This is a genomic window from Streptomyces sp. NPDC057616 (genome assembly GCF_042800575.1).
Classification (GTDB): domain Bacteria; phylum Actinomycetota; class Actinomycetes; order Streptomycetales; family Streptomycetaceae; genus Streptomyces.
This window is the reverse complement of record NZ_JBHVGU010000004.1, coordinates 159,498-184,006: the sequence shown is the minus strand read 5'-3', so window position 1 is coordinate 184,006 and position 24,509 is coordinate 159,498. Positions and strand designations below refer to the sequence as shown.

The window sequence follows — 24,509 nt, the reverse complement described above, 5'->3', positions numbered from 1 at the left end:
CGGAGGCATGCAGCACATCGACGCCGGCGCCGAGCTCGACCCTGTGCACCCCGTACCCGTCCCGGTCGGCACCCACGGCCTGACCGCGGCCGAGGTCGCGGAGCGGGTCGCCCGCGGCCAGGTCAACGACGTCCCGGTGCGCAGCAGCCGCTCGATGGGCGAGATCGTCCGGGCGAACGTCTTCACCCGGTTCAACGCCATCATCGGCGTGCTCTGGGTGATCATGTTCTTCGTCGCGCCCATCCAGGACAGCCTGTTCGGCTTCGTCATCCTCGCCAACACCGGCATCGGCATCGTGCAGGAGTGGCGGGCGAAGAAGACCCTGGACTCCCTCGCCGTGATCGGGGAGGCGCGGCCGACGGTCCGGCGCGACGGCACCGCGGCCGCGGTGAGCACCTCCGAGATCGTGCTGGACGACATCCTGGAGATCGGTCCCGGGGACAAGGCCGTGGTCGACGGGGTGTGCGCCGAGGCCGACGGACTCGAGATCGACGAGTCGCTGCTCACCGGTGAGGCCGACCCCGTGGTCAAGCACCCCGGCGACCCGATCATGTCGGGCAGCTTCGTCGTCGCCGGCGGCGGCGCGTTCAAGGCCACCAAGGTCGGCCGCGAGGCCTACGCCGCCCAACTGGCCGAGGAGGCCTCCCGGTTCACCCTCGTCCACTCCGAACTGCGCACCGGCATCTCCACGATCCTCAAGTACGTGACCTGGATGATGATCCCGACCGCGATCGGCCTGGTCATCAGCCAATTCGTGGTGAAACAGCACGGGTTCAAGGACTCGGTCGCGCGCACGGTGGGCGGGATCGTGCCGATGGTCCCCGAGGGCCTGGTCCTGCTGACCTCGGTGGCCTTCGCGATCGGCGTGATCCGGCTTGGCCGAAAACAGTGCCTGGTCCAGGAGCTGCCCGCCATCGAGGGGCTGGCCCGCGTCGACACCGTCTGCCTCGACAAGACCGGCACCCTCACCGAGGGCGGCATGGACGTCACCGAACTCCGGCCGCTCCAGGGCGCCGAGGAGGCGTACGTACGCAAGGTGCTCGGCGCGCTCGGCGAGTCCGACCCGCGTCCCAACGCCTCGCTCCAGGCGATCATCGACGCCTACCCGGACGTCGAGGACTGGCGGTGCACGGAGTCCCTGCCCTTCTCCTCCGCCCGCAAGTACAGCGGCGCCACCTTCAGCGAGGGCGACGGCGAGTCCAGTACATGGCTGCTGGGGGCGCCCGACGTACTGCTCGCCGACGACGACCCGGCCCTCGCGGAGACCGGCCGGCTCAACGAGCAGGGGCTGCGGGTACTGCTGCTGGCCCGGGCCGGCCGGGAGCTCGACGACCCCGAGCCCGCGCGGGGAGCCCGGCCCACCGCGCTGGTCGTCCTCGAGCAGCGGCTGCGGCCCGACGCCGCCGACACCCTGCGCTACTTCGCCGAGCAGAACGTCCAGGCCAAGGTCATCTCCGGCGACAACGCCGTGTCCGTGGGCGCGGTGGCCGCGAAGCTGGGCCTCGACGGGCAGACGGTCGACGCCCGCCGCCTCCCCTCGGAGCCCGCGGAGATGGCGCGGGCGCTGGACGAGGGCACGGTGTTCGGGCGGGTCACGCCGCAGCAGAAGCGGGAGATGGTGGCGGCGCTGCAGTCCCGCGGGCACACGGTCGCGATGACCGGCGACGGCGTGAACGACGTACTGGCCCTGAAGGACGCCGACATCGGGGTGTCCATGGGCTCGGGCTCGGAGGCCACACGCGCGGTCGCGCAGATCGTGCTGCTCGACAACAGCTTCGCGACGCTGCCGTCGGTGGTGGCGGAGGGCCGGCGGGTCATCGGCAACATCACGCGGGTGGCGACGCTCTTCCTCGTGAAGACCGTCTACTCGGTGCTGCTCGCGCTGCTGGTGGTGTGCTGGCAGGTCGAGTACCCCTTCCTGCCCCGCCACCTGACCCTGCTGTCCACCCTGACGATCGGCGTCCCGGCCTTCTTCCTCGCCCTGGCCCCCAACAAGGAACGCGCCCGGCCGCACTTCGTGCGCCGGGTCATGCGGTACGCGATCCCGGGCGGCGTGGTGGCCGGCGTGGCGACCTTCGTCACCTACCTGATGGCCCGCCACTACTACACGGGCCCGGGCCAGCTGGACGCCGAGACCAGTGCGGCCACGCTGACCCTGTTCCTGATCTCGATGTGGGTCCTGGCGATCATCGCCCGCCCCTACACCTGGTGGCGTGTCGCCCTCGTCGCCGCGATGGGCGTGGCCTTCCTCTTCGTCCTCGTCGTCCCGTGGCTCCAGCACTTCTTCGCACTGAAGCTGGTGGGCGTCACGATGCCGTGGCTCGCGGTCGCGGTGGCAGCGGTGGCGGCGGCCGCCCTGGAACTCCTGTGGAGATGGGTCGACCGCCGCTTCCCCGCCTAGGGCGTGTGTGTCTACTGCACGTCGACGTAGTCACCCGCGGCGCTGACCGCCGGAGTCGTCGTCGTGCCGGCGAAGCTGTAGCGGTAGTAGCCGTCGACCGTCGCCGTGGTCGTCGTCTTGAGCGTGCCGGTGGTGCTGGTCTTGATGGTCTTCAGCGTGGTGTAGGTGCTGGAGCTCTTCTTGCGGAACTGCAGCTTGACCGACTGGGTGCTGTAGCCGTGGTACAGGCTGTCGTCCCAGTTGGCGCGCGACAGCTTGCCCGTGACGGTGACGGTCTTGCCCTTCTTGACCGGCTCCGGCGCGGCGTTGACCGTCAGCTTGGAGTAGCGCTGCAGGTTGAACGCGGCGACCTTGTCGGTCACGGCGACACCGACGTTGTCCAGGTTCGGGTTCGACTGGTCCTCGCCGTTGAAGGCGACCGCGAAGCCGGCCGCCTTCCAGGCACCGGCGTCCTCGTTCAGCAGCTCCACCGGGTCGATCTGGACGGTGGCGGTGCAGGAGGCGACGGTCGCGGAGGAGTCCGTGCAGGTCGCGGCATTGCTGTCGAACCACCACAGCTCGTCGTCGAACGAGGTGCCGCGGTAGAGCTCGATGCCGGAGACGAAGTCGGAGGCGTGGATGTTCACGTCGGTGCCGTGCGTCAGCGTGAACGACACCGGCACCTTCACCACGTTGGTGGTGCCGACGGCGATGTTCTTGCCGTTGTTGACCTTCACGTTCGAGAAGGAGGCGTTCAGGTCGTACGGAGTGCCGGTGGCCTCGGTGCTGAACGCGGTCCGCCCGGAGCCGGAGTGGAGGGCGTCCACGGCGGCTGCGACGTCGGCGGGGGCCTTCGGGGTGTCGGCGGCCTGCGCGGCCGGCACGGCGAGGGCGGAGAGGGCCAGGGCGCCGGAGACGGCGGCCACAGTGGCTCGTATACGCATGCGATCCCCAGGTGGAGAAAGTGATCAGTGAGCCTGGTTGGCTCACTGATCAGATACACGACGCATGCGATTGGTTGTACGACTGGTGAAATATTTGTGTCACCAGATCCAACGGGCTCGGTCGAACCGGATCAGTCGAACCAGCGGTCCCGGGCCAGCTCCTCCGTGCGGGAGGGGTCCTCCAGGAGGGCCGCCACCTCGAAGCGGCGCGGCCACTGGCCGGCCGACCAGGCCAGACCCGCGGCAACGCCTTCCAGGGTGGCCGCGTGCAGGGTGCCGTCCGAGGTCAGGCGCCAGTCCAACTCCACGCCGTCGACGACGAGTTCCTCGTGCTCGAGATAGGTCGCGGGGGTCCGCGCGCCGAGGAGCACGCGGACCGGGTCCGGTACGTCGTGCTCGGCGCCCTCGGAGGTCACCTCACCGGTGACGGACTCGCTCAGGCGCCGCACCTGGAAGAGCTCGGCCAGTTCGGCGGCGCGGGCCGGGCGCACCGGCAGCAGCGGGACGCCCTCGGTGAAGGGCAGCAGGTCGGGCGAGTCCACGACGACGGCCTCGGCGGCGTCCACCACCTCCACCCGGCCGTCGACCACGGCCCGCAGGTCGTCCGGCAGGGTCACCTGCTCGGGGTCCAGGTCGGCCAACGCGCCGTACAGGGCGTGCAGTTGGGCCCCGGTGACCTCCCGGTCGGGGTCGGCCAGCCGGTCCAGGAGCTCGGCGGCGCCGCCCGGCTCCTCCAGCAGCGAGGCCACGGACGTCCGCACGCCGAGCGCCCGCAGCACCTGCTCGTCCTCGAACCCGGTCGCGTCGGCCTCGTCGTAGAGGCCGCGCAGCAGCGGGTCGCCGCCGGAGGCCAGCAGTCCGGCGGGGCGGCGGCCGTCGATCACGGGGTGCCCGCGCAGCCACCAGGCGGTGTACGGGCGGACGACCTCGTGCGTGCCGTCGGGCAGCAGGACGCGCACCGGCTGGATGAGCGCGTCGCGCAGCGGCGGCTGCGCGAGCAGGGCGAGCGCCTGCGGCCACTTGTCGTCGTCCACGAGATCCAGGTCCCGTACGGCGATCAGCTCGGTGGCGACGGGCGGCACCGGCGTGTCCGGGAACCGGTCCAGGACGTCCTCGCTCCACACGTCCACGGCGTCCAGCAGCCCGGCGTCGTCGGGCTCGGCGAAGTCCCCTTCGCGGGGCTCCAGTTCGTCCGGGTCCAGGACGACGTCGGTGGCCCGTACGAGCGCGAAGTCCGCGAGCACGCCGCAGGCGGCCAGCGGCTGCCGCCCCCACCGCTCGGCCAGTTCGGCGTCGACGGTGGCGAGTTCGCCCTCCCGCATGACCTGGTGGAAGGGGCTGCCGGGGAAGACGAGTTCACCGGCGGGCGCCGGCTCCCCGTCCTCGTCGAGCAGGGCGAGCGCGCCCAGCCAGGGCTCGTCGCCGGGGTCCAGCGCGGCGTCGCGCACGAGCGCGAGGACGGTGTCGGCCAGCTCCTCGGCGTCGGGCGCGTCCTGCTCCCAGTCCAGAGCGCCGTCGTCGTCGAGGGAGGCGGCGACCGCCGCACGCACCTGGGGCGTGGTGAGGACGGCGCGGGGCGTGGCGGGCAGCGCGCCGAGCTTCTCCAGCAGGGGGTGCGCCGCGTCCGGGTGGGCGACCTTCAGCCCGAGCCGGGCGAGCACCTCCGGGTCGATGTGCGCGCCGTCGTCCGGCGTCGGCAGCAGCACCTGCCGGGGTCCGATCGTGGTTCGCCCGTCGGCCAGCGGCACGGGCAGCCCCGAGAGCCGGTCCGGGTCGACCCCGGCGAGGCTGTCGTAGAGCCGCCGCCACCAGCCGGGGTCCTTCTCCAGTCCGGCCAGCCGGTCCACGGCGTCGGTCAGCGGGACGCGGGCGACGCCCAGGGTGCGCAGCTCCACCCGCCGTTCCAGCCCGGCGGGCAGCAGGGTCGGCAGCACCTCGGCGAGCACCCGCACGGTGTCCGCGCCCGCGCCCTCCACGATCTCGGCGTCGCGCGGCCGGAGGGTCTCGGGGACGCCCGGGTCCTCGTCGCGGCCGGGGGCCGGCTCGGCGGCGGGCGGCAGGAACGCGGTGCGCGGCAGCCGTTCGAGGATGGCCTGCCGCAGCGCCCCGTCCAGCTCGCCCTTGCCCAGCGGGCCGGGGACGAGGCCGATGATGCCCTCGGCCACCGGGCTCCACCCGGCGAGCAGATCGGCGTACGCGTCCGCCGCGCGCTGCACGAGGAAGTCGGTGAGGGGGCCGGGCGCCGCGTGCCGGCGCGTGGTGTCGAGCGGGAAGGAGGCGATGAGCAGGGCGGGGGCGCCCAGCGGCTCGTCGCTCGGCGTCGGAGCGTGCACGACGGGGCTGGTGCGCGGGCGCTCGGGGCTGCCGTCGGGGCCGGCGGGCACGGCCCAGGTGACGGACCAGTGGGGGCGCAGCCGCTCCTCCACGGGCCGGTCGGCGAGCAGGTCGGGGGTGAGCGGCCCGTGCGCGGCGGACGTACGCCAGCGCGTGGTGCCGTGCCGGGTGTCCTCGACGACGGTGAAGGGCCCGTCGGTGGTGCGGCGCAGCGTGCGCGGGGCGTCGTCGTCGACCTCGATCACGACGTCCGCCAGGCCGGGAAGGGCCAGCAGGAGGGCGTCGTCCACGCCGTCGAGGAGGCGTTCGGCGAGGTCGGCGGCGGCCGTGTCGCGCAGCGGGAGGATGACGGCGGTGTCGTACGGGGCGGGCGGGGTGCCCTCGGCGGCGAACGGCAGTCTCAGGAGCGGGACGTGCCCGTCCCGGCGCCGGATCTCGTCCGCCAGCTCCGCGTTGTGACGGGCGGTCTCGCCGGCCAGCTCCCGCGCCTCGGCGAGGGACCAGCGCACGCCGCCGTGGCGGCCGACCACCGCGGGCTCGTCGGTGACGGCGAGCACGGCGGCGAAGCCGACGCCGAAGCGGCCGATCGCGCTCTCCCGGGCGTCGCGCTTCGCGGAGGCGCGCAGGGTGGCCAGCGACTCGACGCCGGCCGCGTCCAGCGGGGCGCCGGTGTTGGCGGCGACCAGGACGCCGTCGCGCAGGGTGAGGCGGAGGCGGCCGGGGACGCCGGCCCGGGCCGCGGCGTCCGCGGCGTTCTGGGCGAGCTCCACGACGAGCCGGTCGCGGTAGCCGCCGAGGACGAGGTCCTCCTCGGCGTTGGCGTCCTCCCGGAACCGGGCGGGGCTGGTGGCCCAGGCGTCGAGCACACCCCGCCTCAGGCGGGCGGTCCCGAAAGCGTCCGCACCCTCGGCTGCGGGCCGCACGAACTTGCTCACGTTTGCTTCTCCTCATCGGCCCTCGACGTGAGCACGAAGGTACCGCGAGCGGGCGGGGGGCTCCGCCCCTGGAGTCGTCCGGCGCCGTACGGCCCCTACGGCGTCCTAGGAGTGACCCAGCTCCGCCGCGGACTCGTCGGAGACGACCGGGACGGAACCCGAGTCCGCCGCGGGCCGCAGCGGGAACGGATCCACCCGCGTCTCGTCGATCACGGGCGCGGCCGGCTGCGGCGGCTTCGGCATGACCGCCGCCTCGGAGTGCCCGCCGCAGCCGTAGGCGAGGGAGACGATCCGCCCGTCGGCGGGCGAGAACTCGTTGGCGCAGACGCCGAAGGCCTGGCCCAGCGAGCCGCCGATCGGCTGGAGGAAGCCGCAGCTGACGCACGACGCGGGCGCGGCCTGCGCCATCGGCGTCTTGGCGCCGTAGGCCTCCTCCCAGCGGTCGGCGGCGACGTGCAGGCCGTAGCGGGACAGGACCCGGGAGCGGCGCATGCCGAGTTCCTCGGCGACGGCCGCGATGGAGCCGCGGGACGGGACGATCGGCAGGCTCGAGGGCACGCCCGAGGTGACTTCCGCGTCCTCCGCCTCCGCCAGCTCCGCCATCTCCTCGGAGACGGGCGAGTCGGGCGCCGGCTCGTCGTCGCCGGAGTACCCCGGCTCCAGCCGGAGGTCCTCGGCGTCGGTCGGCAGCAGATCGCCCGGCCCCATGTCGCCGGGTCGCAGCCGCTCGCTCCACGGCACCCACTCCGGCGCGAGCAGGGCGTCCGGGCCGGGCAGCAGGACGACCTCGTCCAGCGTGACGAACTTGGCCCGGGAGGCGCGCGCGACCGTCACGGCCCAGCGCCAGCCCCGGTAGCCGAGCTCCTTGCACTCGAAGAAGTGCGTGACGACGCGGTCGCCCTCCGACTCCAGGCCCGCGTGCTCGCCCACCACCCCGGGTGCGGCAGCCTCCTCGGCTGCGGCGCGGGCGAGGTCGACAGCCTCGGCGCACAGGCGGTCGGGGGTGCGGCTTCGCGTGGTCGCTGCGCTCACAGGTATCGCTTCTCTCCTACGCCGTCACTCGGGTGCGCCGGCCTGAAGGCGGTGGGTGCGGACGGAGCGGACCGAGGGACCGCGTCGACGTCCACGCCCGATCGCACTCGGGCGCACCTCATGCATCCATTCTGCTGGATGTCCGTAAGGCGCGCGGCCGAGAACGTTCGCCACGACGCGCTACGCACGCTACCTTCTCGCGACCGCTCGGCCTACACCGACGGGACGTTTCCCGTGCCGGAAACCGCCCGCGGAGCGATCAACTCGCCAAGTACGCGCCCATACGCGCGGTAACCGCACTACACACAGGTTTCTCGGGGCACTATGACGGAGTGGCAGCCGCAAGGACTCCTCCTGGGGCCACCGGAGTCGGTGGGATCAAGGGCAGCGGTCGTGGTGGCGGTTCGGGCCGGTTCGGCGGGTCCGTCCGCGCGGTCGGCCGTGCCCTGCACTTCCCGGTGACCGGAACCGCCCGCGGCATCAGAAAGGCCACCCACGCCCACGGCGCCGGGGAATCCGGCCTCGGCAAGCTGATCGAACTGCACGCGGTGAACGGCGCCGGCGACCTCATGGTCACCATCGCCCTCGCCTCGACCGTCTTCTTCTCCGTGCCGACCGACGAGGCCCGCGGACGCGTCGCGCTGTATCTCGCGATCACCATGGCGCCGTTCACGGTCCTGGCCCCGGTGATCGGACCGCTCCTGGACCGTCTGCCGCACGGCCGCCGGGCCGCGATGGCGGGCTCGATGCTGGCCCGCGCGCTGCTCGCGCTGATCATCTCCGGCGCCGTCGCCAGCGGCAGCCTGGAGCTGTATCCGGCCGCGCTCGGCGTGCTCGTGGCGTCCAAGGCGTACGGCGTGGTGCGCAGCGCCGTGGTGCCCCGGCTGCTGCCACCGAGGTTCTCGCTGGTGAAGGCCAACTCCCGGGTCACGCTCGGCGGGCTCCTCGCCACCGGTGTCGCGGCCCCGATCGGGGCCGGCCTGCACGCGATAGGACCGCGCTGGCCGCTCTACGGCGCCTTCGTGATCTACATCTGGGGCATGTTCCTGTCCTTCTCGCTGGCGCCGAAGGTCGACTCGGCCAAGGGCGAGGACGTCGCGCTGCTCGCCTCCGACGAGGAGCATCTGCACGGACCGCACCGCAAGCCGCTCAAGCGGCCGGGACTGCGAACCGTGGGCAGCGCGGTCACCCACGCGCTCGGCGCCAACGCCACCCTGCGCTGGCTGTCCGGATTCCTCACCTTCTTCCTCGCCTTCCTGCTGCGCGAGCATCCGCTGACCGGCTCCAGCGCGGCCGTGTCGCTGGGCATGGTGGCCGTCGCGGCGGGCGCGGGCAACGCGCTCGGCACGGCCGTCGGATCGTGGCTGAAGCAGCGGGCGCCGGAGATCATCATCGTGACCGTGGTGGCGATCGTGCTGGGTGCGGCGATCGTCGCGGCGATCTTCTTCGGCGCGTTCCTGGTGGCCTGTCTGGCCGCGGTCGCCGGGTTCTCGCAGGCGCTGGCGAAGCTGTCCCTGGACGCGCTGATCCAGCGGGACGTGCCGGAGCTGGTACGCACGTCGGCGTTCGCGCGCTCGGAGACCATGCTCCAGATGGCGTGGGTGCTGGGCGGCGCCATCGGCATCGTGATGCCGCTCAACGGCACGGCGGGCCTGTGCCTGGCCGCCGCGGTGATCGCCCTGGGCCTGTTCACCACGGTCCGCGGTCTGCTCAGCTCTGCCCGGCACGGCGGCGCGGCCAAGCCACGCGTGGCGTAACACCGGGGCACGCCGCACCCCGCGTAAAGGAGTGGCCGAAGGCGCCAGATAGCCTTCCGCCATGACCTCTGTGCAATCCGCTGTGCGACGCCGCCGCGCCGTCGCCGCCGCAGGCGCCGTATCCGCCGGACTGCTCGTGCTGTCGGCGTGCGACAAGCCGACGCCGCTCTCGACGATCACCGTCGGCCGCTCCTCCGTCAGCTCGGAGGCCTCCTGCGGCGGCGAGGGCAAGACCCTGCAGACCGCCGACCTGACCAAGTGCCTGCAGGACAAGGACATCAAGTCCATCACCGTCGACCCCGACGAGACCGTCCGCTTCGGCGTCGACCCGAAGATCGCGGACAAGCGCTGGACGATCCTGATGAACGGTCAGCCGCTGACCGAGGACAGCGACAAGACCTACCGCACCATCCCGGGCAGCGTCTTCTTCAACGCGCAGTACGGCGCCCAGGGCAACTCCACCGTGGTCTCCATCAAGGCGGGCGACGGCAAGAAGAGCGGCACCGCGGTCACCGGCCTGTGGAACTTCAAGTTCAAGAAGGACGACTGACCACGTCCGCCATGGCCTGCCTCCGTGTCCTCGTGGCCACCGCCGTCCCCGTCGAACGGGATGCGGTGGCCCGGGCCTTCGCGGGGGAGGGCCGCACCGTGATCGCGGCCGGGGTGGGCCCGGCCCTCGCCGCCGCGTCCACGGCCACCGCCCTCACCACCGCCGCCCTGGAGGGCGCCCCCTACGGCCTGGTGGTCTCCGCCGGGATCGCCGGCGGCTTCCCGCCCGAGGCGCCGATCGGCTCCCTCGTCGTCGCCGACGAGATCACCGCGGCCGATCTGGGCGCCGAGACGGCGGACGGATTCGTGCCGGTCACCGAGCTCGGCTTCGGGACCGTCACCCACCGTCCGCCCGATGCACTCGTACGAGACCTCGCGGCCGCGACCGGCGGGCGCACCGGGGCCGTACTGACCGTCTCCACCGTGACGGGGACCGCCGAGCGCGCCGCCGTCCTGCGGGCCCGCCACCCGCGCGCGCTCGCCGAGGCCATGGAGGGCTTCGGGGTGGCCGAGGCGGCCGCCGCGCACGGGGTGCCCGTGCTGGAGATCCGTGCGGTGTCCAATCCCGTCGGCCCGCGCGACCGCGCCGCCTGGCGCATCGGTGACGCCCTCACCGCGCTGAGCGAGGCGTTCGGGAAGCTGGCGCCCGTCCTGGAGAGTTGGAACCCGTATGACCAGTGAGCAGCCCCTGCAGATCGCCTACTCGCCCTGCCCGAACGACACCTTCGTCTTCGACGCCCTCGCCCACGGCCGGGTGCCGGGGGCGCCCGCGCTGGACGTGACGTTCGCGGACATCGACATCACCAACGGCATGGCCGAGCGCGGCGAGCTCGACGTACTGAAGGTGTCGTACGCCGTCCTGCCGTACGTCCTCGGCGAGTACGCGCTGCTGCCCTGCGGGGGTGCGCTGGGCCGGGGCTGCGGGCCGCTGGTCCTCACCCGGGAGGCGGGGACGGACCTGGCCGGCCGCACCGTCGCGGTGCCGAGCGAGAGGTCGACCGCCTATCTGCTCTTCCGTCTCTGGGCGGCGGACACGGTCGCGGGCGGGGTCGGCGAGATCGTCGTCATGCCGTTCCACGAGATCATGCCGGCCGTGCGGGACGGGAAGGTCGACGCGGGCCTGGTCATCCACGAGGCGCGCTTCACGTACCAGAACTACGGGCTGCACAAGCTCGCGGACATGGGCGAGCACTGGGAGGACACGACCGGGCTGCCGATCCCGCTGGGCGCGATCATCGCGAAGCGGTCGCTGGGTGAGCGGACGCTGACGCGCCTGGCGGACGCGATCCGCACCTCCGTGCGCGCCGCGTGGGACGACCCCGAGGCCTCCCGCCCCTACGTCATGGAGCACGCCCAGGAGATGGACCCGTCCGTCGCCGACCAGCACATCGGCCTGTACGTCAACGAGTTCACCGCGGACCTCGGCGACAACGGCTACGCAGCCATCCGCGGCCTCCTGACGCGCGCGGCGGCGGAGGAACTGGTACCCCCCCTCGCCCCGGAAGCCCTGTCGTTCCCCTGACGGCAGGCGACGTCACGCCCCGGACACGGCAGAAAGTGGTGCCGCGGCGATCCGCGGCCTCCTCAACCGCGCGCCGGCCCGAGGGGCTTGTGCCGCCCCTCGGGCCGGATGCGCTGGAATTCCCGTAAACGGGCGTTTATACGTCGAGTTGGTCGGCGACTGCGCGCAGCAGACCCGCGATCTTCTTGCCCGAGGTCTTGTCGGGGTAGCGACCCTTCTCCAGCATCGGCGTGATGTTCTCGAGGAGGGTCGTCAAATCCTGCACGATGGACGCGAGTTCGTCGGGCTTCTTACGGGTCGCGGCCGCGACCGAGGGGGTCGGATCCAGAACGGTGACCGAAAGCGCCTGGTCACCGCGCTGCCCGGCGACTACACCGAACTCCACACGCTGACCCGGCTTGAGCGCATCCATTCCGGCGGGCAGGACCGAGGAATGGACGAAGACGTCACCGCCGTCGTCACGGGAGAGAAAGCCGAAGCCCTTCTCGCTGTTGAACCACTTGACCTTGCCGGTAGGCACGTCTGTCCTCGTCCTCGTACTCGTCGGAAAACTGCTTCGGAAACTGCTCTTGATAGCAGTGGGGCGGGCCGTCGCGGACCCGCCGGTACCAAGGCTAATGCTCTTCAGGCCGGTGACAAGACGTCGCCGGGTTGTTCCTTCGGGCAGGGAACTACCCTGGTCCGGTGCGTGACAAAACCCAAACGAATTCCGCCGAGCCCGGTGACCGACTGATCCGTGCCGGTGTCATCGTGTTCTTCCTAGGTGCGGTGGCCACACTCGTCACAGTGGCTCCGCTGTTCCTCCATGCGAAGCCATTTCCGAGCTACATGTTCGGCCTGTGCATGCTCATGGGCGTCGGCTTCCTCATCGCGGGCGCCGGGCTGCTCAGGTCGATCGCGGCCGGCCGCCGTCAGGCGCGCGCCGGGCGGTAGCCCGCGAGCCACGCCGGGAACTGCGTGAGGTCGTCGAGCACGACGTCCGCACCCGCCGCCCTCAACTCCTCGGCGCTGCAAGGCCCCGTCGCCACGGCGAGGGACAGCGCCTCGGCCTTGCGCGCCCCGCGCACGTCGCCGAGGTGGTCGCCGACGTACACGCTCGCGCCGTGCTCGCGCAGCGCCTGCGCCTTCTGCTCGGCCCACAGGTTGCCGACCACCTCGTCGGGGTGGATGCCCAGATGCTCCAGGTGCAGCTTGGCGTTCGGCTCGAACTTGGCGGTGACGACGATCGCGCGTCCGCCGGCCGCCTTCACGGCGTCCACGGCCTCCCGGGCACCGGCCATCGCGGGCGTCGCGGCGATGGCGATCGAGGGGTACATCGCGCGGTACAGGTCCGCGATCTCCGCCAGCCGGTCCTCGGGGAACCAGTTGATCAGCTCCTCGGCGAGCGGCGGCCCGAGCCGGGTGACCGCGAGGTCGGCGTCGATGTAGGTCCCCGTCCGCTCCGACAGCGCCTGGTAGCAGGCGCGGATGCCGGGGCGGGAGTCGATGAGGGTCATGTCGAGGTCGAAGCCGACGGTCGGGGCGGGGGCAGTCGTGGAGGCCATATCGGCCATTGTGCCCAGGCGGCATGACGAAAAGACGTCCGGCAGGTGTGACCTACATCTTTCCCGCGGACCGCGCCCGCTCGCCCGCCTTCGCGCCCGCTAGAGCCTGCGCTGCGAGCGCCACACCACGTACAGCGCCGACAGCACCGCCGCGCCGCGCACCACCCAGGGCCAGGTCCCGGCGATCGCGTCGTTCATGTGGCCCTGGGCGATGGGGGTGCCCCAGCGGCCGTCGTTCCTGCCCCACAGCCACACGAGTCCGGCCGCGACCGCGAGGCCCGGCATGCCGACGACCGCCCACTTCGACTCGTTCGGGGTGAGCCGGCGGGAGGCGTAGGCGATGAGCCAACCGAGCAGCAGGGCGAACCAGTTGCCGAGGATCGCGCCGACGACGAGCAGTCCGGCGGCGATCAGCAGCAGCGGGTTGCTCCAGCCGCCGGCCGGCAGCGGGATACGGCGGCGCCTGGCCACGGGAGCCTCGACGACCACGTCCTCCTCGGCCTCCACGGCCTTCTCGCCCTGCCCGGTGGCCGGCGTCTCCCCCTCGGGCTTCTCCGGCTCCTGCGGCCGTGGCGGCCTGAGCAGCTCCGGGATCTCCACGCCGCCGGTGAACCCGGGCACGCTCTCGCCGAACGGGGTCGTCTCGACCCGCCACCAGTCGGGCCGGCTCGCGCTGCCGCCGAGCTCCGCGGCGCTCGCCAGGTGCGGCGGCGCGGGACCGTCGGCGGCGGTGGGTGGCTCGGGCTGCGCGGGGCGCGGGCGCGGCACCGCCCGGCGCAGGCTCTTCGGCAGCCGCTTGCCGCCGTCGGCCGGCTCGTCGTCCCGCTGGACCGGCACATGGGCGGGGGCCGGCGCGGGCGCGGACGTACCGCCCCCGGCGGCGGCGACCACCTCGTCGGGGGTGCCGAGCCGGGAGAGGATGCGGCGCACCGCGGCGGGGCTGTCGACGGTCGTCTTCGCACGGCGCCGGTCGATCTCGTTGCGCAGCTCGGACACGAGCCGCATCCGTGCGGCCGACGGCAGCTGCCGCTGCTGCGCCACGTCACCGACGCGGCTCAGATACTCGTAGACGACCTTGTCGCTCTCGATCCCCACGAAGTCCCCTCCGGGGCGGATGTCCTGGATAACCCCCAGTGCACGAAGGTAGCGCAGGGTGGAGACGGCCGGCCCTCACCGGGACGCCCGCTGCGGCACAGGCCAGCCGCTAACGTGGGGCAGATGAGCACCCCGGCCCCGCGTTCCCTCGCAGAGGCACTCCGGCTCAGGGACGACAACTCCCTGGCGGAGCTGCTGCGCAGCCGTCCCGACCTCATCACGCCCGTGCCCACCGACCTCACCCAGCTGGCGACGCGGGCCGGGACGCGCGCCTCGGTCGTGCGGGCCCTGGAGCGGCTGGACCGGTTCGCGCTCCAGACGGCCCAGGCCCTCGCGGTGGCCGCGGACCCGGCCGGGTACGGCGAGCTGCTCGCGCTGATGGGCGGCGACCAGGGCGAGGCGGCGGTCGAGGCGGCGCTCCCCCGCGCCCTGGGCACCCTGCGCGAGCAGGCGTTGGTGTGGGGCGGCGACGACCGGCTGCGGCTGGTGCGCACGGCCCGGGAGCTGCTCGCCCCCTCGCCGCAGCACCCCTCGCCCACCGGGCTCGGGCCGACGGTGCAGGAGGCGGCGGCGGGCATGTCGCCGGGGCGGATCCAGGAGATCGTGGCCACGGCCGGGCTGCCCTCGACGCACGACTCGGTCTCCGCGGTCGCCGCGCTCACCGGCCTGTTCGGCGACCGCAAGCGAATGACGGCACTGCTGGACGGGGCCTCCACGGAGTCGCGGGAGGTGCTGGAGCGGCTGGTGTGGGGGCCGCCGTACGGGCAGGTCACCGCCGATCCGGCGCCCCGGCTGCGCTGGCTGCTCGACCGCGGCCTGCTGCTGCCGACGGCGCCCGGCACGGTCGTACTGCCGCGCGAGGTGGCCCTGCATCTGCGCGGCGGCCGGGCGCATCGCACCACCGAGCCGCTGCCGCCCGGTCTGGTGGTGACCGGCACGCACCGTCCACAGGTTGTGGACGCGACCGCGGCCGGGCAGGCGTACACGGCGCTGGCGACGGTGGAGGAGCTGCTCAAGGACTGGGACGAGGGCGGGCCCGCGGTGCTGCGGGCCGGCGGCCTGAGCGTGCGCGACCTCAAGCGCACCGCCGTCGCGCTCGACGTCACCGAGCCCGTCGCCGCGTTCTGGGTCGAACTCGCCTACGCCGCAGGGCTGCTGGCCTCCGACGGGGAGGCCGACGAGCGGTACGCGGCCACCCCCTTCTACGACGAGTGGCTTCAGCTGCCGCCCGCCGAGCGCTGGGCGCAGCTCGTCGAGGCGTGGCTGACGGCGACCCGGACGGCGGGCGTGGTCGGCGGCCGGGACGCGAAGGACCGTACGTTGTCGGCGCTCGGGCCGGGGCTCGACCGCAGCGCCGCGCCGGAGGTGCGCCACCGGGTGCTGACCCTGCTGGCCGGGCTGCCCGAGGGGGCGTCGCCGTCCGCCGAGTCCCTGCTGGCCCGGCTGCGCTGGGAGCGGCCGCTGCGCGGCGCCCAGCAGGACGACGACCTGCGCGGACGGCTCGCCGGCTGGACGCTGTCGGAGGCGGAGACGCTCGGTGTGACCGGACGCGGCGCGCTGTCGGAGCACGGGCGCGCCCTGCTCGGGGCGCCCGCGCGGGAGCCCGCCGCGAAGCCGTCCGGCGGCCCCGCCGCGTCGGGCCCCGGCGACAAGCTGCCCGTCCACCACGTGCAGGTCACGCTGGAGCCCCTCTCCCCCGCCGAGCAGGCCACCGCCTCCGCCGCGGCCGCCCGGCTGCTCGCCCCGCTGCTGCCCGAGCCCCTCGACCACGTCCTGCTCCAGGCCGACCTGACGGCGGTGGCGCCCGGCCCGCTGCGGCGCCCGCTGGCCGACATGCTGGGCGTGCTCGCGGACGTGGAGTCGAAGGGTGGCGCGACGGTCTACCGGTTCACGCCGGGGTCCGTGCGCCGGGCCCTGGACGCCGGGCGTGCCGCCTCCGACCTGCACGCCTTCCTGGCCGCGCACTCACGCACGCCCGTCCCGCAGCCGCTGACGTACCTGATCGACGACGTGGCCCGCAGGCACGGACATCTGCGGGTCGGGGCGGCCTCGGCGTACGTGCGCTGCGACGACGACACGATGCTCAACGAGATCCTCGCCGACAAGCGCGCCGCGGCCCTGCGCCTGCGCCGTCTCGCGCCCACCGTCCTCGCCACCCAGGCCGACCCGGCGACCCTCCTCGACGGGCTGCGCGCGATGGGCTACGCACCGGCCGCCGAGTCGGCCGAGGGCGACGTCCTGATCACCCGCGCCGACGCCCACCGCACCCCGCCGCGCACCCCGCCGCAGCCGGTCCCGGACGGCCCGCCGATCCCCGACGCCACGCTCCTCGCGGCCGCGATCCGTGCGATCCGGGCCGGCGACCGGGCCTCCACGACCCCGCGCAAGCAGCCCCCGTCGGCGGGCGGCGACCTGCCGCGCACCAGCTCCGCCGAGACCCTCGCCACCATGCAGGCCGCCGCCCTGACCGGCGTCGCCGTCTGGATCGGCTACGTCAACGCCGAGGGCACCGCCAGTCAGCGCGTCATCGCCCCGATCCGCGTCGAGGGCGGTTTCGTGACGGCGTACGACCACACGGCGGACGAGGTGCGGACGTATCCGCTGCACCGGGTGACGGGCGTCGCGGAGCTCGCGGAGGACTGATTCCGGACCGGTCACGGCCCCCGGTGATCGGCGGGCCATAGGGCACACTGGACGTTTGGCCTCACCTTTGGCCGGAAGAAAGGGTGCCCCCGCGTGAATGGTCCACTCATCGTCCAGTCCGACAAGACGCTGCTGCTCGAGGTCGACCACGAGCAGGCCGGCGAGTGCCGCCGTGCCATCGCGGTCTTCGCGGAGCTGGAGCGGGCGCCCGAGCACATCCACACCTACCGGGTGACGCCGCTCGGCCTGTGGAACGCGCGCGCGGCCGGGCACGACGCCGAGCAGGTCGTGGACGCGCTGGTGACCTACAGCCGCTACCCCGTGCCGCACGCCCTGCTGGTCGACATCGCCGACACGATGGACCGCTACGGCCGCCTCACGCTCTCCAAGCACCCCACGCACGGCCTGGTCCTCACCACCACCGACCGCCCGGTGCTGGAGGAGATCCTGCGCTCGAAGCGGATCGCCCCGCTGGTCGGCGCCCGCATCGACCCCGACACGGTCGCCGTGCACCCCTCCGAGCGCGGTCAGATCAAGCAGACGCTGCTGAAGCTGGGCTGGCCCGCCGAGGACCTCGCGGGCTACGTCGACGGCGAGGCCCACCCGATCGAGCTCAACGAGGACGGGTGGGCGCTGCGCCCGTACCAGAAGCAGGCCGTGGAGAACTTCTGGCACGGCGGGTCCGGGGTCGTCGTGCTGCCCTGCGGCGCCGGCAAGACGCTGGTCGGCGCCGGCTCGATGGCGCAGGCCAAGTCGACCACCCTGATCCTGGTCACCAACACCGTCTCCGCCCGGCAGTGGAAGCACGAGCTGGTGAAGCGGACCTCGCTGACCGAGGAGGAGATCGGCGAGTACAGCGGGACGCGCAAGGAGATCCGCCCGGTCACCATCGCCACGTACCAGGTGCTGACCACGCGGCGGAAGGGCGTCTACCCGCACCTGGAGCTCTTCGACTCCCGCGACTGGGGCCTGATCGTCTACGACGAGGTGCACCTGCTGCCCGCGCCGGTCTTCAAGTTCACCGCGGACCTCCAGGCCCGGCGCCGGCTCGGGCTGACGGCGACGCTGGTGCGTGAGGACGGCCGTGAGTCGGACGTCTTCTCCCTCATCGGCCCCAAGCGGTTCGACGCGCCGTGGAAGGAGATCGAGGCGCAGGGGTACATCGCGCCCGCCGACTGCGTGGAGGTGCGGGTCAACCTCACCGACTCCGAACGGCTCGCCTACGCCACCGCCGAGACCGAGGAGAAGTACCGCTACTGCGCGACGACGGAGACCAAGCGCAGGGTGACGGAGGCGATCGTGCGCAAGTTCGCCGGGCAGCAGATCCTCGTCATCGGCCAGTACATCGACCAACTCGACGAGCTGGGCGAGCACTTGAACGCGCCGGTCATCAAGGGCGAGACGTCCAACGCGCAGCGCGAGAAGCTCTTCGGCGCCTTCCGGGAGGGCGAGATCAGCGTGCTGGTGGTGTCCAAGGTCGCGAACTTCTCGATCGACCTGCCGGAGGCGACGGTCGCCGTCCAGGTGTCGGGCACCTTCGGCTCACGTCAGGAGGAGGCCCAGCGGCTGGGCCGGGTGCTGCGTCCGAAGGCCGACGGGCATCAGGCCCACTTCTACTCGGTGGTCGCCCGCGACACCATCGACCAGGACTTCGCCGCCCACCGCCAGCGCTTCCTGGCGGAACAGGGGTATGCGTACCGGATCGTGGACGCGGACGAGATCCTGTCGGGCGACGGCGAGGGCTGAACGGCAAGAGGGAGCAGGAAGGTCGAGGGGCAAGAGGGTCGAGGGGGCAAGAGGGTCAGGGGGGCCGCCGTCACTTACGGCGTACGCCCGCCTCCTCGCCGTACTCGCCGAGGATGACGACGTCGAACGCGGCGCCCGCGAACACCTTCACCGCACGCAGCACGTCGCCGAAGCGGTGACGGTGGCTGCCGAGGACGGGTGTCGCACCGGGCGGACGACCGGGGGCCGGGGTGATGGTTGCTGCACTCATGTCTCCATGGTCCGTCTTGGCACATAAGGAGAACATCGGCCTCCGGTGCGAACCTGCCGCGCCGCCACGTACGACTCCGGGCCGGGCCCTCCCTCCGGGGTACGACAGGGGCGTCCCCTAGGGGGTGGAAAACCGTTGGCCGCGGGCTGGGCCGCCCGTCTAGAATCTCCGCTCTTGCCCGCCTCCCCCGTGGAGCGCCGCCGCCCGGACGGAAACCGGCCGGCTCTCACAGCCACCTGCTCGTAGGCCCCGGAGGCATCCCTTTGTCCACGCCCGTCGACGACCCGCTCGAACCGCTCTCCCGAGAGCGCTCCCACCTCGCCTCCTCACGCGCCGCCCTGCGGGCCATGCGCGAGGACGTCGAATCGCTCGACATCAGCGACGTCACCGCGAACTGGGTCAACGCCGAGGTGCTGGCCCGCCAGATCGACGAGCGCATCAAGGCGCTGGCCGACCTCAGCGACACCCCGCTGTTCTTCGGCCGCCTCGACTACCTGCACGCCCCCGGCGCCGACCAGGCCGAGGGCGCGGACGGCGAGCGCTTCTACATCGGCCGCCGGCACGTGCACGACCACGACGGCGACCCGATGGTGATCGACTGGCGGGCACCGGTCTCGCAGCCGTTCTACCGGGCCTCCAAGAAGGACCCGATGGACGTCTCACTGCGCCGCCGCTTCGGCTACACCCGCGGCGAGATCACGGCCTACGAGGACGAGCACCTCTCCGACCCGGGCGAGGCCGCCCGCACCAGCAAGCTGCTCCAGCAGGAGATCGAACGCCCGCGCGTGGGCCCCATGCGCGACATCGTCGCCACGATCCAGCCCGAGCAGGACGAGATCGTCCGCAGCGGGCTCGGCGGCACCGTGTGCGTGCAGGGAGGCCCCGGCACCGGGAAGACGGCGGTCGGCCTGCACCGGGTCGCCTACCTCCTCTACGCCCACCGGGAGCGGCTCGCCCGCACCGGCACCCTCGTCATCGGGCCGAACCGCTCCTTCCTGCACTACATCGAGCAAGTGCTGCCCGCGCTGGGCGAGTTGACCGTGCAGCAGGCCACCGTGGACGACCTGGTGGCGGGCAGCGTGGAGGTGCGGGGCAGCGACGACGCCTCCGCCGCGATCATCAAGGGCGACGCGCGGATGGCGCAGGTGCTGCACCGGGCCGTCCAGTCCCACGTGACGCTGCCGACCGAACCGGTCGTCGTCGTGCGCGGCTCGCGCCGCTGGCGCGTGCCCGCCTACGAACTGGAGGACATCGTCCGCGAGTTGCTCGACCGCGGCATCCGCTACGGCGCCGCCCGCGAGGCCCTTCCGCAGCGCATCGCGCACGCCGTGCTGGTGCAGATGGAGCGCTCGGGCGAGGCGCCCGACGACCGGGTGCAGGACGCGGTGGCCCGCAACGCCGCGGTGAAGGCGGCCGTCAAGCAGATCTGGCCGCCGGTCGACCCGGCCAAGCTCGTGCTGCGCCTGCTCACCGACGCGGACTTCCTCGCCGCGCACGCGGACGGCGTGCTCACCGCGGACGAGCAGAAGACGATCCTGTGGGCGAAGCCGGCGCGGTCGGTGAAGTCGGCCAGGTTCTCCTCCGCGGACGCGGTGCTGATCGACGAGGCGACGGACCTCGTGCAGCGCACGCACTCGCTCGGCCATGTGGTGCTGGACGAGGCGCAGGACCTCTCGCCCATGCAGTACCGCGCGGTCGGCCGCCGCTGCACCACCGGTTCGGCGACCGTCCTGGGCGACCTGGCGCAGGGCACCACGCCCTGGGCGACGCGGAGTTGGGACGAGGCGCTGGCCCACCTCGGCAAGGCGGAGGGCGTCGTCGAGGAGCTGACGGCCGGCTTCCGCGTCCCGACGGACGTCATCGCCTACGCCTCCCGACTGCTCCCGCACATCGCCCCCGGCCTGGCCCCGGTCGCCTCGGTCCGGGAGAACCCGGGCTTCTTCGACCTCCGCCCGTCCGCCGGCACGGCCGAAGTGGTCGGCGCCTGCGAGGAGTTGCTCCGCAACGAGGGCTCGACGGGCCTGATCGCGGCGGACGCCCGCGTGCCGGCTCTCGCCGAGGCACTCGCGGCGGCCGGCATCCCGTACCTGGCCCCGGGTGAGGAGACGACCGCCGAGACCCGGCTGACGCTGGTCCCGGCGTCGCTGGCCAAGGGCCTGGAGTACGACTACGTGGTCCTCGACGAACCGCAGGCCGTGGTCGACGGCGAGCCGGACGAACGCACGGGCCTGCGGCGCCTGTACGTTGCACTGACTCGAGCGGTGTCGGGGCTGATCGTGACGCATTCGGCGCCGCTGCCGGCCCAACTCGGCAGCTGAGACGGCCAATGGGGTGCCCCTCGACGCCGGGCGCCGGGCGCGGGTGGTTGCGGGCTGATCGCGCGGTTCCCCGCGCCCCAGGGAGCTGCAGTCCGCCCAGCCTGCGGGCATTCGTGCCGCCTGGGGTGGCACGGGCGGGCGCAGGCGGCACCCCGTGGCGCCGGGTCGCGCACCCCGCCCTGGCCCGCACCCCCGCCGGTCAGTGCCCGTCCAACGCCACCCGCCACTCCGCGACCGCCTCGGCAGACACCGGACCCTCCCAGCCGCCGGGCCGCGCCGCACCGCCGATGTGGAACGCCTCGACGCCCGCCGCCTTCAGCCGGGGCACGTGCTCCAGGCGGAGCCCGCCGCCGACCATGATCTGCGGCTCGTAGCCCGGCTCCCCGCGCCGCGCCGCCTCGGCGAGGAGCACGGGGAGGCCGTCGTCCACACCGGCGGCCGAGCCGGCGGTGAGGTACGCGTCGAGGCCCGGCAGCCCGTCGAGCTGCTTGCGCAGGGCGTCCCGGTCGGCGGCGCGGTCGATGGCCCGGTGGAAGGTCCACGGGCAGCCGTCCAGCGCCGCCACGAGGCGCTCCACGGCGACGAGGTCGACGGCGCCGCCCGCGTCGAGGAACCCGAGCACGAACTCCTCCGCGCCGGCGGCCCGCATCCGCCCGGCGGCCTCCAGCAGCCGTTCGGCGTCCCCGGCCGCGAACCCGTCCGCCAACCGCAGCATCACCCGCAGCGAGATGTCGACGGCGGCGCGGATCCGGGCGAAGGTCTCGACCGACGGGGTCAGCCCGTCGGCCGCCATGTCGGTGACCAGCTCGAGGCGGTCCGCGCCTCCGGCCTGGGCGGCGACCGCGTCCTCGACTCCGAGGGCGATCACCTCCAGGACTGCACGCTTGCTCATGGGGCCCCATTCGTCGACTCGGCGGGCGGTACAGGTCTAGTCCAATTCACAGCCTAGCCCGTGCCCCCGCCGGCCCACGACGCCCCGGCGTCACCCGAAGAGGTTCAGCTCGCCCGCGTCCACGCCCACCAGCTCGAAACCGGCCGTCTCCACCGGCCGCCCCGAGTACAGCCGTACGAGGTCGGCGGCGCCGCCGATGAACCGGGCCGGGGGCCGCGCGGCGGCCAGGTCGCCGAGGCGCTGCGGCTCGTCCACGTCGTCGAGGTCGGCGTGCAGCGGCAGATGCTCCTTCTCCCGCGTGATCCGCACGAGCAGGGTGAGCGCGTCCTGCAGCCCGGGCCCCGCGTACGCCCCCGGCTCCCCGAAGGTCTCGCGCACGTCACCGCCGTGCACCCACTCCCCGAGCGCGACCATGTCCAGCACCCCGCCCGCCTCGGCGATCACCGGTCCCGCCTCGGTCATCCCGCGCTCCAGCTCGTCGACGACCTGCGCGTTGGTCCACCCGGCGCGCTCGGCGATGTCGCGGTCGTTGCACGCGGGCGAGAACACCCCCTTCTCGTAGCGGCTCTCCACCACCCGCATCAGCGCGGACGAGCAGTGCGCGAGCACATCCCGCACCGACCACCCGGGACACCCGGCGGTCGGCAGCGCGAAGTCGTCGTCCGGCCGCGCCCGCAGCAGCGGCACCAGCGTGTCCCGCTCGGTGATCAGCAGCCGCCCGGGCAGTTCGGGGTCACGTACCTCGGCAGTAGTCATGCGCTCCACGCTAGGGGGTGCCGCCGGACGCGCGGCCCGGGCCCGTGGGGATCGGCGGGAGAATGGGCGCATGGCCGACCTCGACGCCCTGCGTTTCCGCTGGACCCGTGCGCTGGAAGGAGCCCGCGCCACCGCCGCCGGGCCCGATCCGGCGCCGTACGCCGACAACCTCCTGGCCCGCTGGCAGGAACCGCAGCGGCACTACCACACGCTCACGCACCTGACGGCGGTGCTGGAGCGCGTCGACGTGCTGGAGGCGTACGCGGCCGACCCGGACGTGGTGCGCCTGGCGGCCTGGTTCCACGACGCGGTCTACCTGCCCGACCGCTCCGAGAACGAGGAGCGCTCCGCGCGCCTCGCCGAGCGCGCCCTGCCCGAGGCCGGGGTGCCGGAGCACAAGACCGCCGAGGTGGCCCGCCTGGTCCGTCTCACCGTCACCCACGACCCGGCCGACGACGACCCGGACGGCCAGGTCCTGTGCGACGCCGACCTCGCGATCCTCGCCGCGCCCCCGTCGGCGTACGCCGCCTACACTGCCGCCGTCCGCGAGGAGTACCACTTCGTGCCCAACGACGCCTTCCGGACGGGCCGCGCCGCGGTCCTGCGCCAGCTCCTGGATCTTCCGCGACTGTTCAGGACACCGTACGGACAGGCCGAGTGGGAGGCGACAGCGCGCTACAACCTCGGCGCGGAGCTGGAAATCCTGTCGCTTCCCGACGACCCGGCGTCCTAGTCTGCGGCCTATGCGTGCATGGGGCGGGAACAGGGTGCAGGAGGCCGTCGAGGGCTGCGTCGCGGTGCTGCGGACGGCCGTGGACAGGGACTGGACGGCGGTGCGGGCCGGCCGGCTGGAGTGGAACTGCCACGAGACGGCGTTCCACATCGCCGAGGACCTCATCGCGTACGCCGCCAACCTCGCGGGACGCGCCCAGGACGCCTACGTCCCCTTCGACATCACGCTCGACGAGGGCACCGACAACACGGGCCTGCTCCAGGTGATCGAGACGACGGGCGCGCTCTTCGCCGCCACCATCCGCACGACGCCGCGCGAGGTCCGCGCCTTCCACCCCTACCCGTTCCGCAGCGCCAACCGCGAGGGTTTCGCCGCGATGGGCATCGCCGAGGTCCTCGCCCACACGCACGACATCGCCCAGGGCCTGGGCCTGGCCTACGAACCGCCCGCCGTACTGCCCGAGTTCGTCCTCACGCACATCTTCCCGCACGTCCAGCCGGGCCCCGACCACTGGCGCACCTTCCTGTGGGCCACCGGCCGCGGCGACCTGCCCGGCCGTGCCCCGGTCACCGAGTGGCGCTGGCACAACAACCTCGTCATCCCGGCCGGGCGCCTCACCCTCCAGGGCATCACGCCGGCGTCCGCGCGCGACCTGGTCATGGGCGGCGACGGCGGGTTCGACTGGATCGAGGGCGGCCCGTTCGACGGCACCCGGGAGGCCTCCGGCTTCATGCTGAAGGCGTACGAAGGGGGCCTGCACCGGCCGGAGTTCGGCGTCTTCGCGCTGGTGCGCCGCGAGGACGGGCGCGCGGTCGGCGGCATGGGCTTCCACGGCCGCCCCGACGAGGAGGGCCGGGCCGAGATCGGCTACGACCTCGCCGAGACCGCCCGCGGCAACGGCTACGCGACCGAGGCCCTGCGCGCCCTGTCCGACTGGGCCTTCGCCCGCGACGACGTCCACACCCTCTTCGCGACGATCGACCGCGCCAACCACCCTTCCCAGGCGGTCGTCACCCGCGCGGGCTTCCGCCAGGTCAGCGAGGACGAGGAAGGCCTCGCCTTCGAACTGCGGCGCTAGG

The 24,509-nt window shown here is 73.3% G+C and carries 20 protein-coding genes; 11 read left to right on the top strand and 9 right to left on the bottom strand.

Features of this window, described 5'->3' with window-relative positions:
• The first annotated feature begins 7 nt into the window (after positions 1-7).
• Positions 8-2,401, top strand: a complete 2,394-nt coding sequence (locus ACFU97_RS06225; protein ID WP_384251582.1) for an HAD-IC family P-type ATPase — start codon at positions 8-10, stop codon at positions 2,399-2,401.
• An 11-nt stretch (positions 2,402-2,412) separates the two neighbouring features.
• On the opposite strand, the gene ACFU97_RS06220 is transcribed toward ACFU97_RS06225, so the two are convergent.
• The 3 genes from ACFU97_RS06220 to ACFU97_RS06210 all read right to left on the bottom strand — a co-directional run bounded on the left by ACFU97_RS06220 (position 2,413) and on the right by ACFU97_RS06210 (position 7,625).
• Positions 2,413-3,324, bottom strand: coding sequence for a hypothetical protein (locus tag ACFU97_RS06220; protein ID WP_384251579.1), 912 nt, complete (start codon positions 3,322-3,324; stop codon positions 2,413-2,415).
• A 131-nt stretch (positions 3,325-3,455) separates the two neighbouring features.
• Positions 3,456-6,593 carry a sacsin N-terminal ATP-binding-like domain-containing protein gene (locus ACFU97_RS06215; protein ID WP_384251576.1) on the bottom strand — a complete coding sequence of 1,046 codons (3,138 nt, stop codon included), beginning with the start codon at positions 6,591-6,593 and terminating at the stop codon, positions 3,456-3,458.
• A 105-nt stretch (positions 6,594-6,698) separates the two neighbouring features.
• Positions 6,699-7,625, bottom strand: coding sequence for a DUF3027 domain-containing protein (locus ACFU97_RS06210; RefSeq protein WP_384251573.1), 927 nt, complete (start codon positions 7,623-7,625; stop codon positions 6,699-6,701).
• Between the two features lie 332 nt (positions 7,626-7,957).
• Between ACFU97_RS06210 and ACFU97_RS06205 the strand changes: the two genes are divergently transcribed.
• The 4 genes from ACFU97_RS06205 (at position 7,958) to ACFU97_RS06190 (ending at position 11,453) form a co-directional block, all read left to right on the top strand.
• Positions 7,958-9,382 (top strand): MFS transporter, encoded by a 1,425-nt coding sequence (locus tag ACFU97_RS06205; RefSeq protein WP_384251570.1) that lies wholly within the window; start codon positions 7,958-7,960, stop codon positions 9,380-9,382.
• Between the two features lie 61 nt (positions 9,383-9,443).
• Positions 9,444-9,932, top strand: coding sequence for a DUF2771 domain-containing protein (locus tag ACFU97_RS06200; protein ID WP_384251567.1), 489 nt, complete (start codon positions 9,444-9,446; stop codon positions 9,930-9,932).
• 11 nt (positions 9,933-9,943) lie between these two features.
• Positions 9,944-10,612, top strand: a complete 669-nt coding sequence (locus tag ACFU97_RS06195; protein ID WP_384251564.1) for a futalosine hydrolase — start codon at positions 9,944-9,946, stop codon at positions 10,610-10,612.
• On the top strand, positions 10,602-11,453 hold the full coding sequence (locus ACFU97_RS06190) for a 1,4-dihydroxy-6-naphthoate synthase (protein ID WP_384251561.1): 852 nt from the start codon (positions 10,602-10,604) through the stop codon (positions 11,451-11,453). Before ACFU97_RS06195 ends, ACFU97_RS06190 begins: the two co-directional genes overlap by 11 nt.
• 136 nt (positions 11,454-11,589) lie before the next feature.
• Here ACFU97_RS06190 and ACFU97_RS06185 read toward each other — a convergent pair whose 3' ends face one another.
• Complete coding sequence (locus ACFU97_RS06185) at positions 11,590-11,973, bottom strand: cold-shock protein (RefSeq protein ID WP_384251558.1); 384 nt, start codon at positions 11,971-11,973, stop codon at positions 11,590-11,592.
• Positions 11,974-12,137: 164 nt separating this feature from the next.
• Here ACFU97_RS06185 and ACFU97_RS06180 point away from each other — a divergent pair, with 164 nt between their 5' ends.
• Positions 12,138-12,386 (top strand): hypothetical protein, encoded by a 249-nt coding sequence (locus ACFU97_RS06180; RefSeq protein WP_384251555.1) that lies wholly within the window; start codon positions 12,138-12,140, stop codon positions 12,384-12,386.
• Here ACFU97_RS06180 and ACFU97_RS06175 read toward each other — a convergent pair.
• Together ACFU97_RS06175 and ACFU97_RS06170 are read right to left on the bottom strand one after the other, a co-directional pair.
• Positions 12,365-13,006, bottom strand: coding sequence for an HAD family hydrolase (locus tag ACFU97_RS06175; protein WP_384251552.1), 642 nt, complete (start codon positions 13,004-13,006; stop codon positions 12,365-12,367). The genes ACFU97_RS06180 and ACFU97_RS06175 overlap by 22 nt on opposite strands.
• 90 nt (positions 13,007-13,096) lie before the next feature.
• The gene (locus ACFU97_RS06170) at positions 13,097-14,092 is read right to left on the bottom strand and encodes a hypothetical protein (protein ID WP_384251549.1); all 996 of its coding nucleotides are present in this window, start codon (positions 14,090-14,092) and stop codon (positions 13,097-13,099) included.
• A 123-nt stretch (positions 14,093-14,215) separates the two neighbouring features.
• Here ACFU97_RS06170 and ACFU97_RS06165 point away from each other — a divergent pair, with 123 nt between their 5' ends.
• A complete protein-coding gene (locus ACFU97_RS06165) occupies positions 14,216-16,735 on the top strand; it encodes a helicase-associated domain-containing protein (RefSeq protein ID WP_384251546.1) in 2,520 nt (839 codons plus the stop codon).
• A 93-nt stretch (positions 16,736-16,828) separates the two neighbouring features.
• Entirely contained in the window at positions 16,829-18,481 is a 1,653-nt protein-coding gene (locus ACFU97_RS06160) for a DNA repair helicase XPB (RefSeq protein ID WP_384251543.1), read from the top strand.
• Positions 18,482-18,551: 70 nt separating this feature from the next.
• Here the strand turns inward: ACFU97_RS06160 and ACFU97_RS06155 are convergent, their stop codons facing one another.
• Entirely contained in the window at positions 18,552-18,731 is a 180-nt protein-coding gene (locus tag ACFU97_RS06155; protein ID WP_016436677.1) for a hypothetical protein, read from the bottom strand.
• A 263-nt stretch (positions 18,732-18,994) separates the two neighbouring features.
• Between ACFU97_RS06155 and ACFU97_RS06150 the strand changes: the two genes are divergently transcribed.
• Positions 18,995-21,049 carry a HelD family protein gene (locus ACFU97_RS06150; protein WP_384251541.1) on the top strand — a complete coding sequence of 685 codons (2,055 nt, stop codon included), beginning with the start codon at positions 18,995-18,997 and terminating at the stop codon, positions 21,047-21,049.
• Between the two features lie 199 nt (positions 21,050-21,248).
• On the opposite strand, the gene ACFU97_RS06145 is transcribed toward ACFU97_RS06150, so the two are convergent.
• Together ACFU97_RS06145 and ACFU97_RS06140 are read right to left on the bottom strand one after the other, a co-directional pair.
• A complete protein-coding gene (locus ACFU97_RS06145; RefSeq protein ID WP_384251539.1) occupies positions 21,249-21,941 on the bottom strand; it encodes a copper homeostasis protein CutC in 693 nt (230 codons plus the stop codon).
• Between the two features lie 90 nt (positions 21,942-22,031).
• Entirely contained in the window at positions 22,032-22,697 is a 666-nt protein-coding gene (locus ACFU97_RS06140) for a maleylpyruvate isomerase family mycothiol-dependent enzyme (RefSeq protein ID WP_384251536.1), read from the bottom strand.
• Between the two features lie 70 nt (positions 22,698-22,767).
• On the opposite strand from ACFU97_RS06140, the gene ACFU97_RS06135 reads away from it, so the two are divergent.
• Positions 22,768-23,430, top strand: a complete 663-nt coding sequence (locus ACFU97_RS06135) for a hypothetical protein (protein WP_384251534.1) — start codon at positions 22,768-22,770, stop codon at positions 23,428-23,430.
• A gap of 10 nt (positions 23,431-23,440) precedes the next feature.
• Complete coding sequence (locus tag ACFU97_RS06130) at positions 23,441-24,508, top strand: GNAT family N-acetyltransferase (protein WP_384251531.1); 1,068 nt, start codon at positions 23,441-23,443, stop codon at positions 24,506-24,508.
• Position 24,509 lies beyond the last annotated feature (1 nt).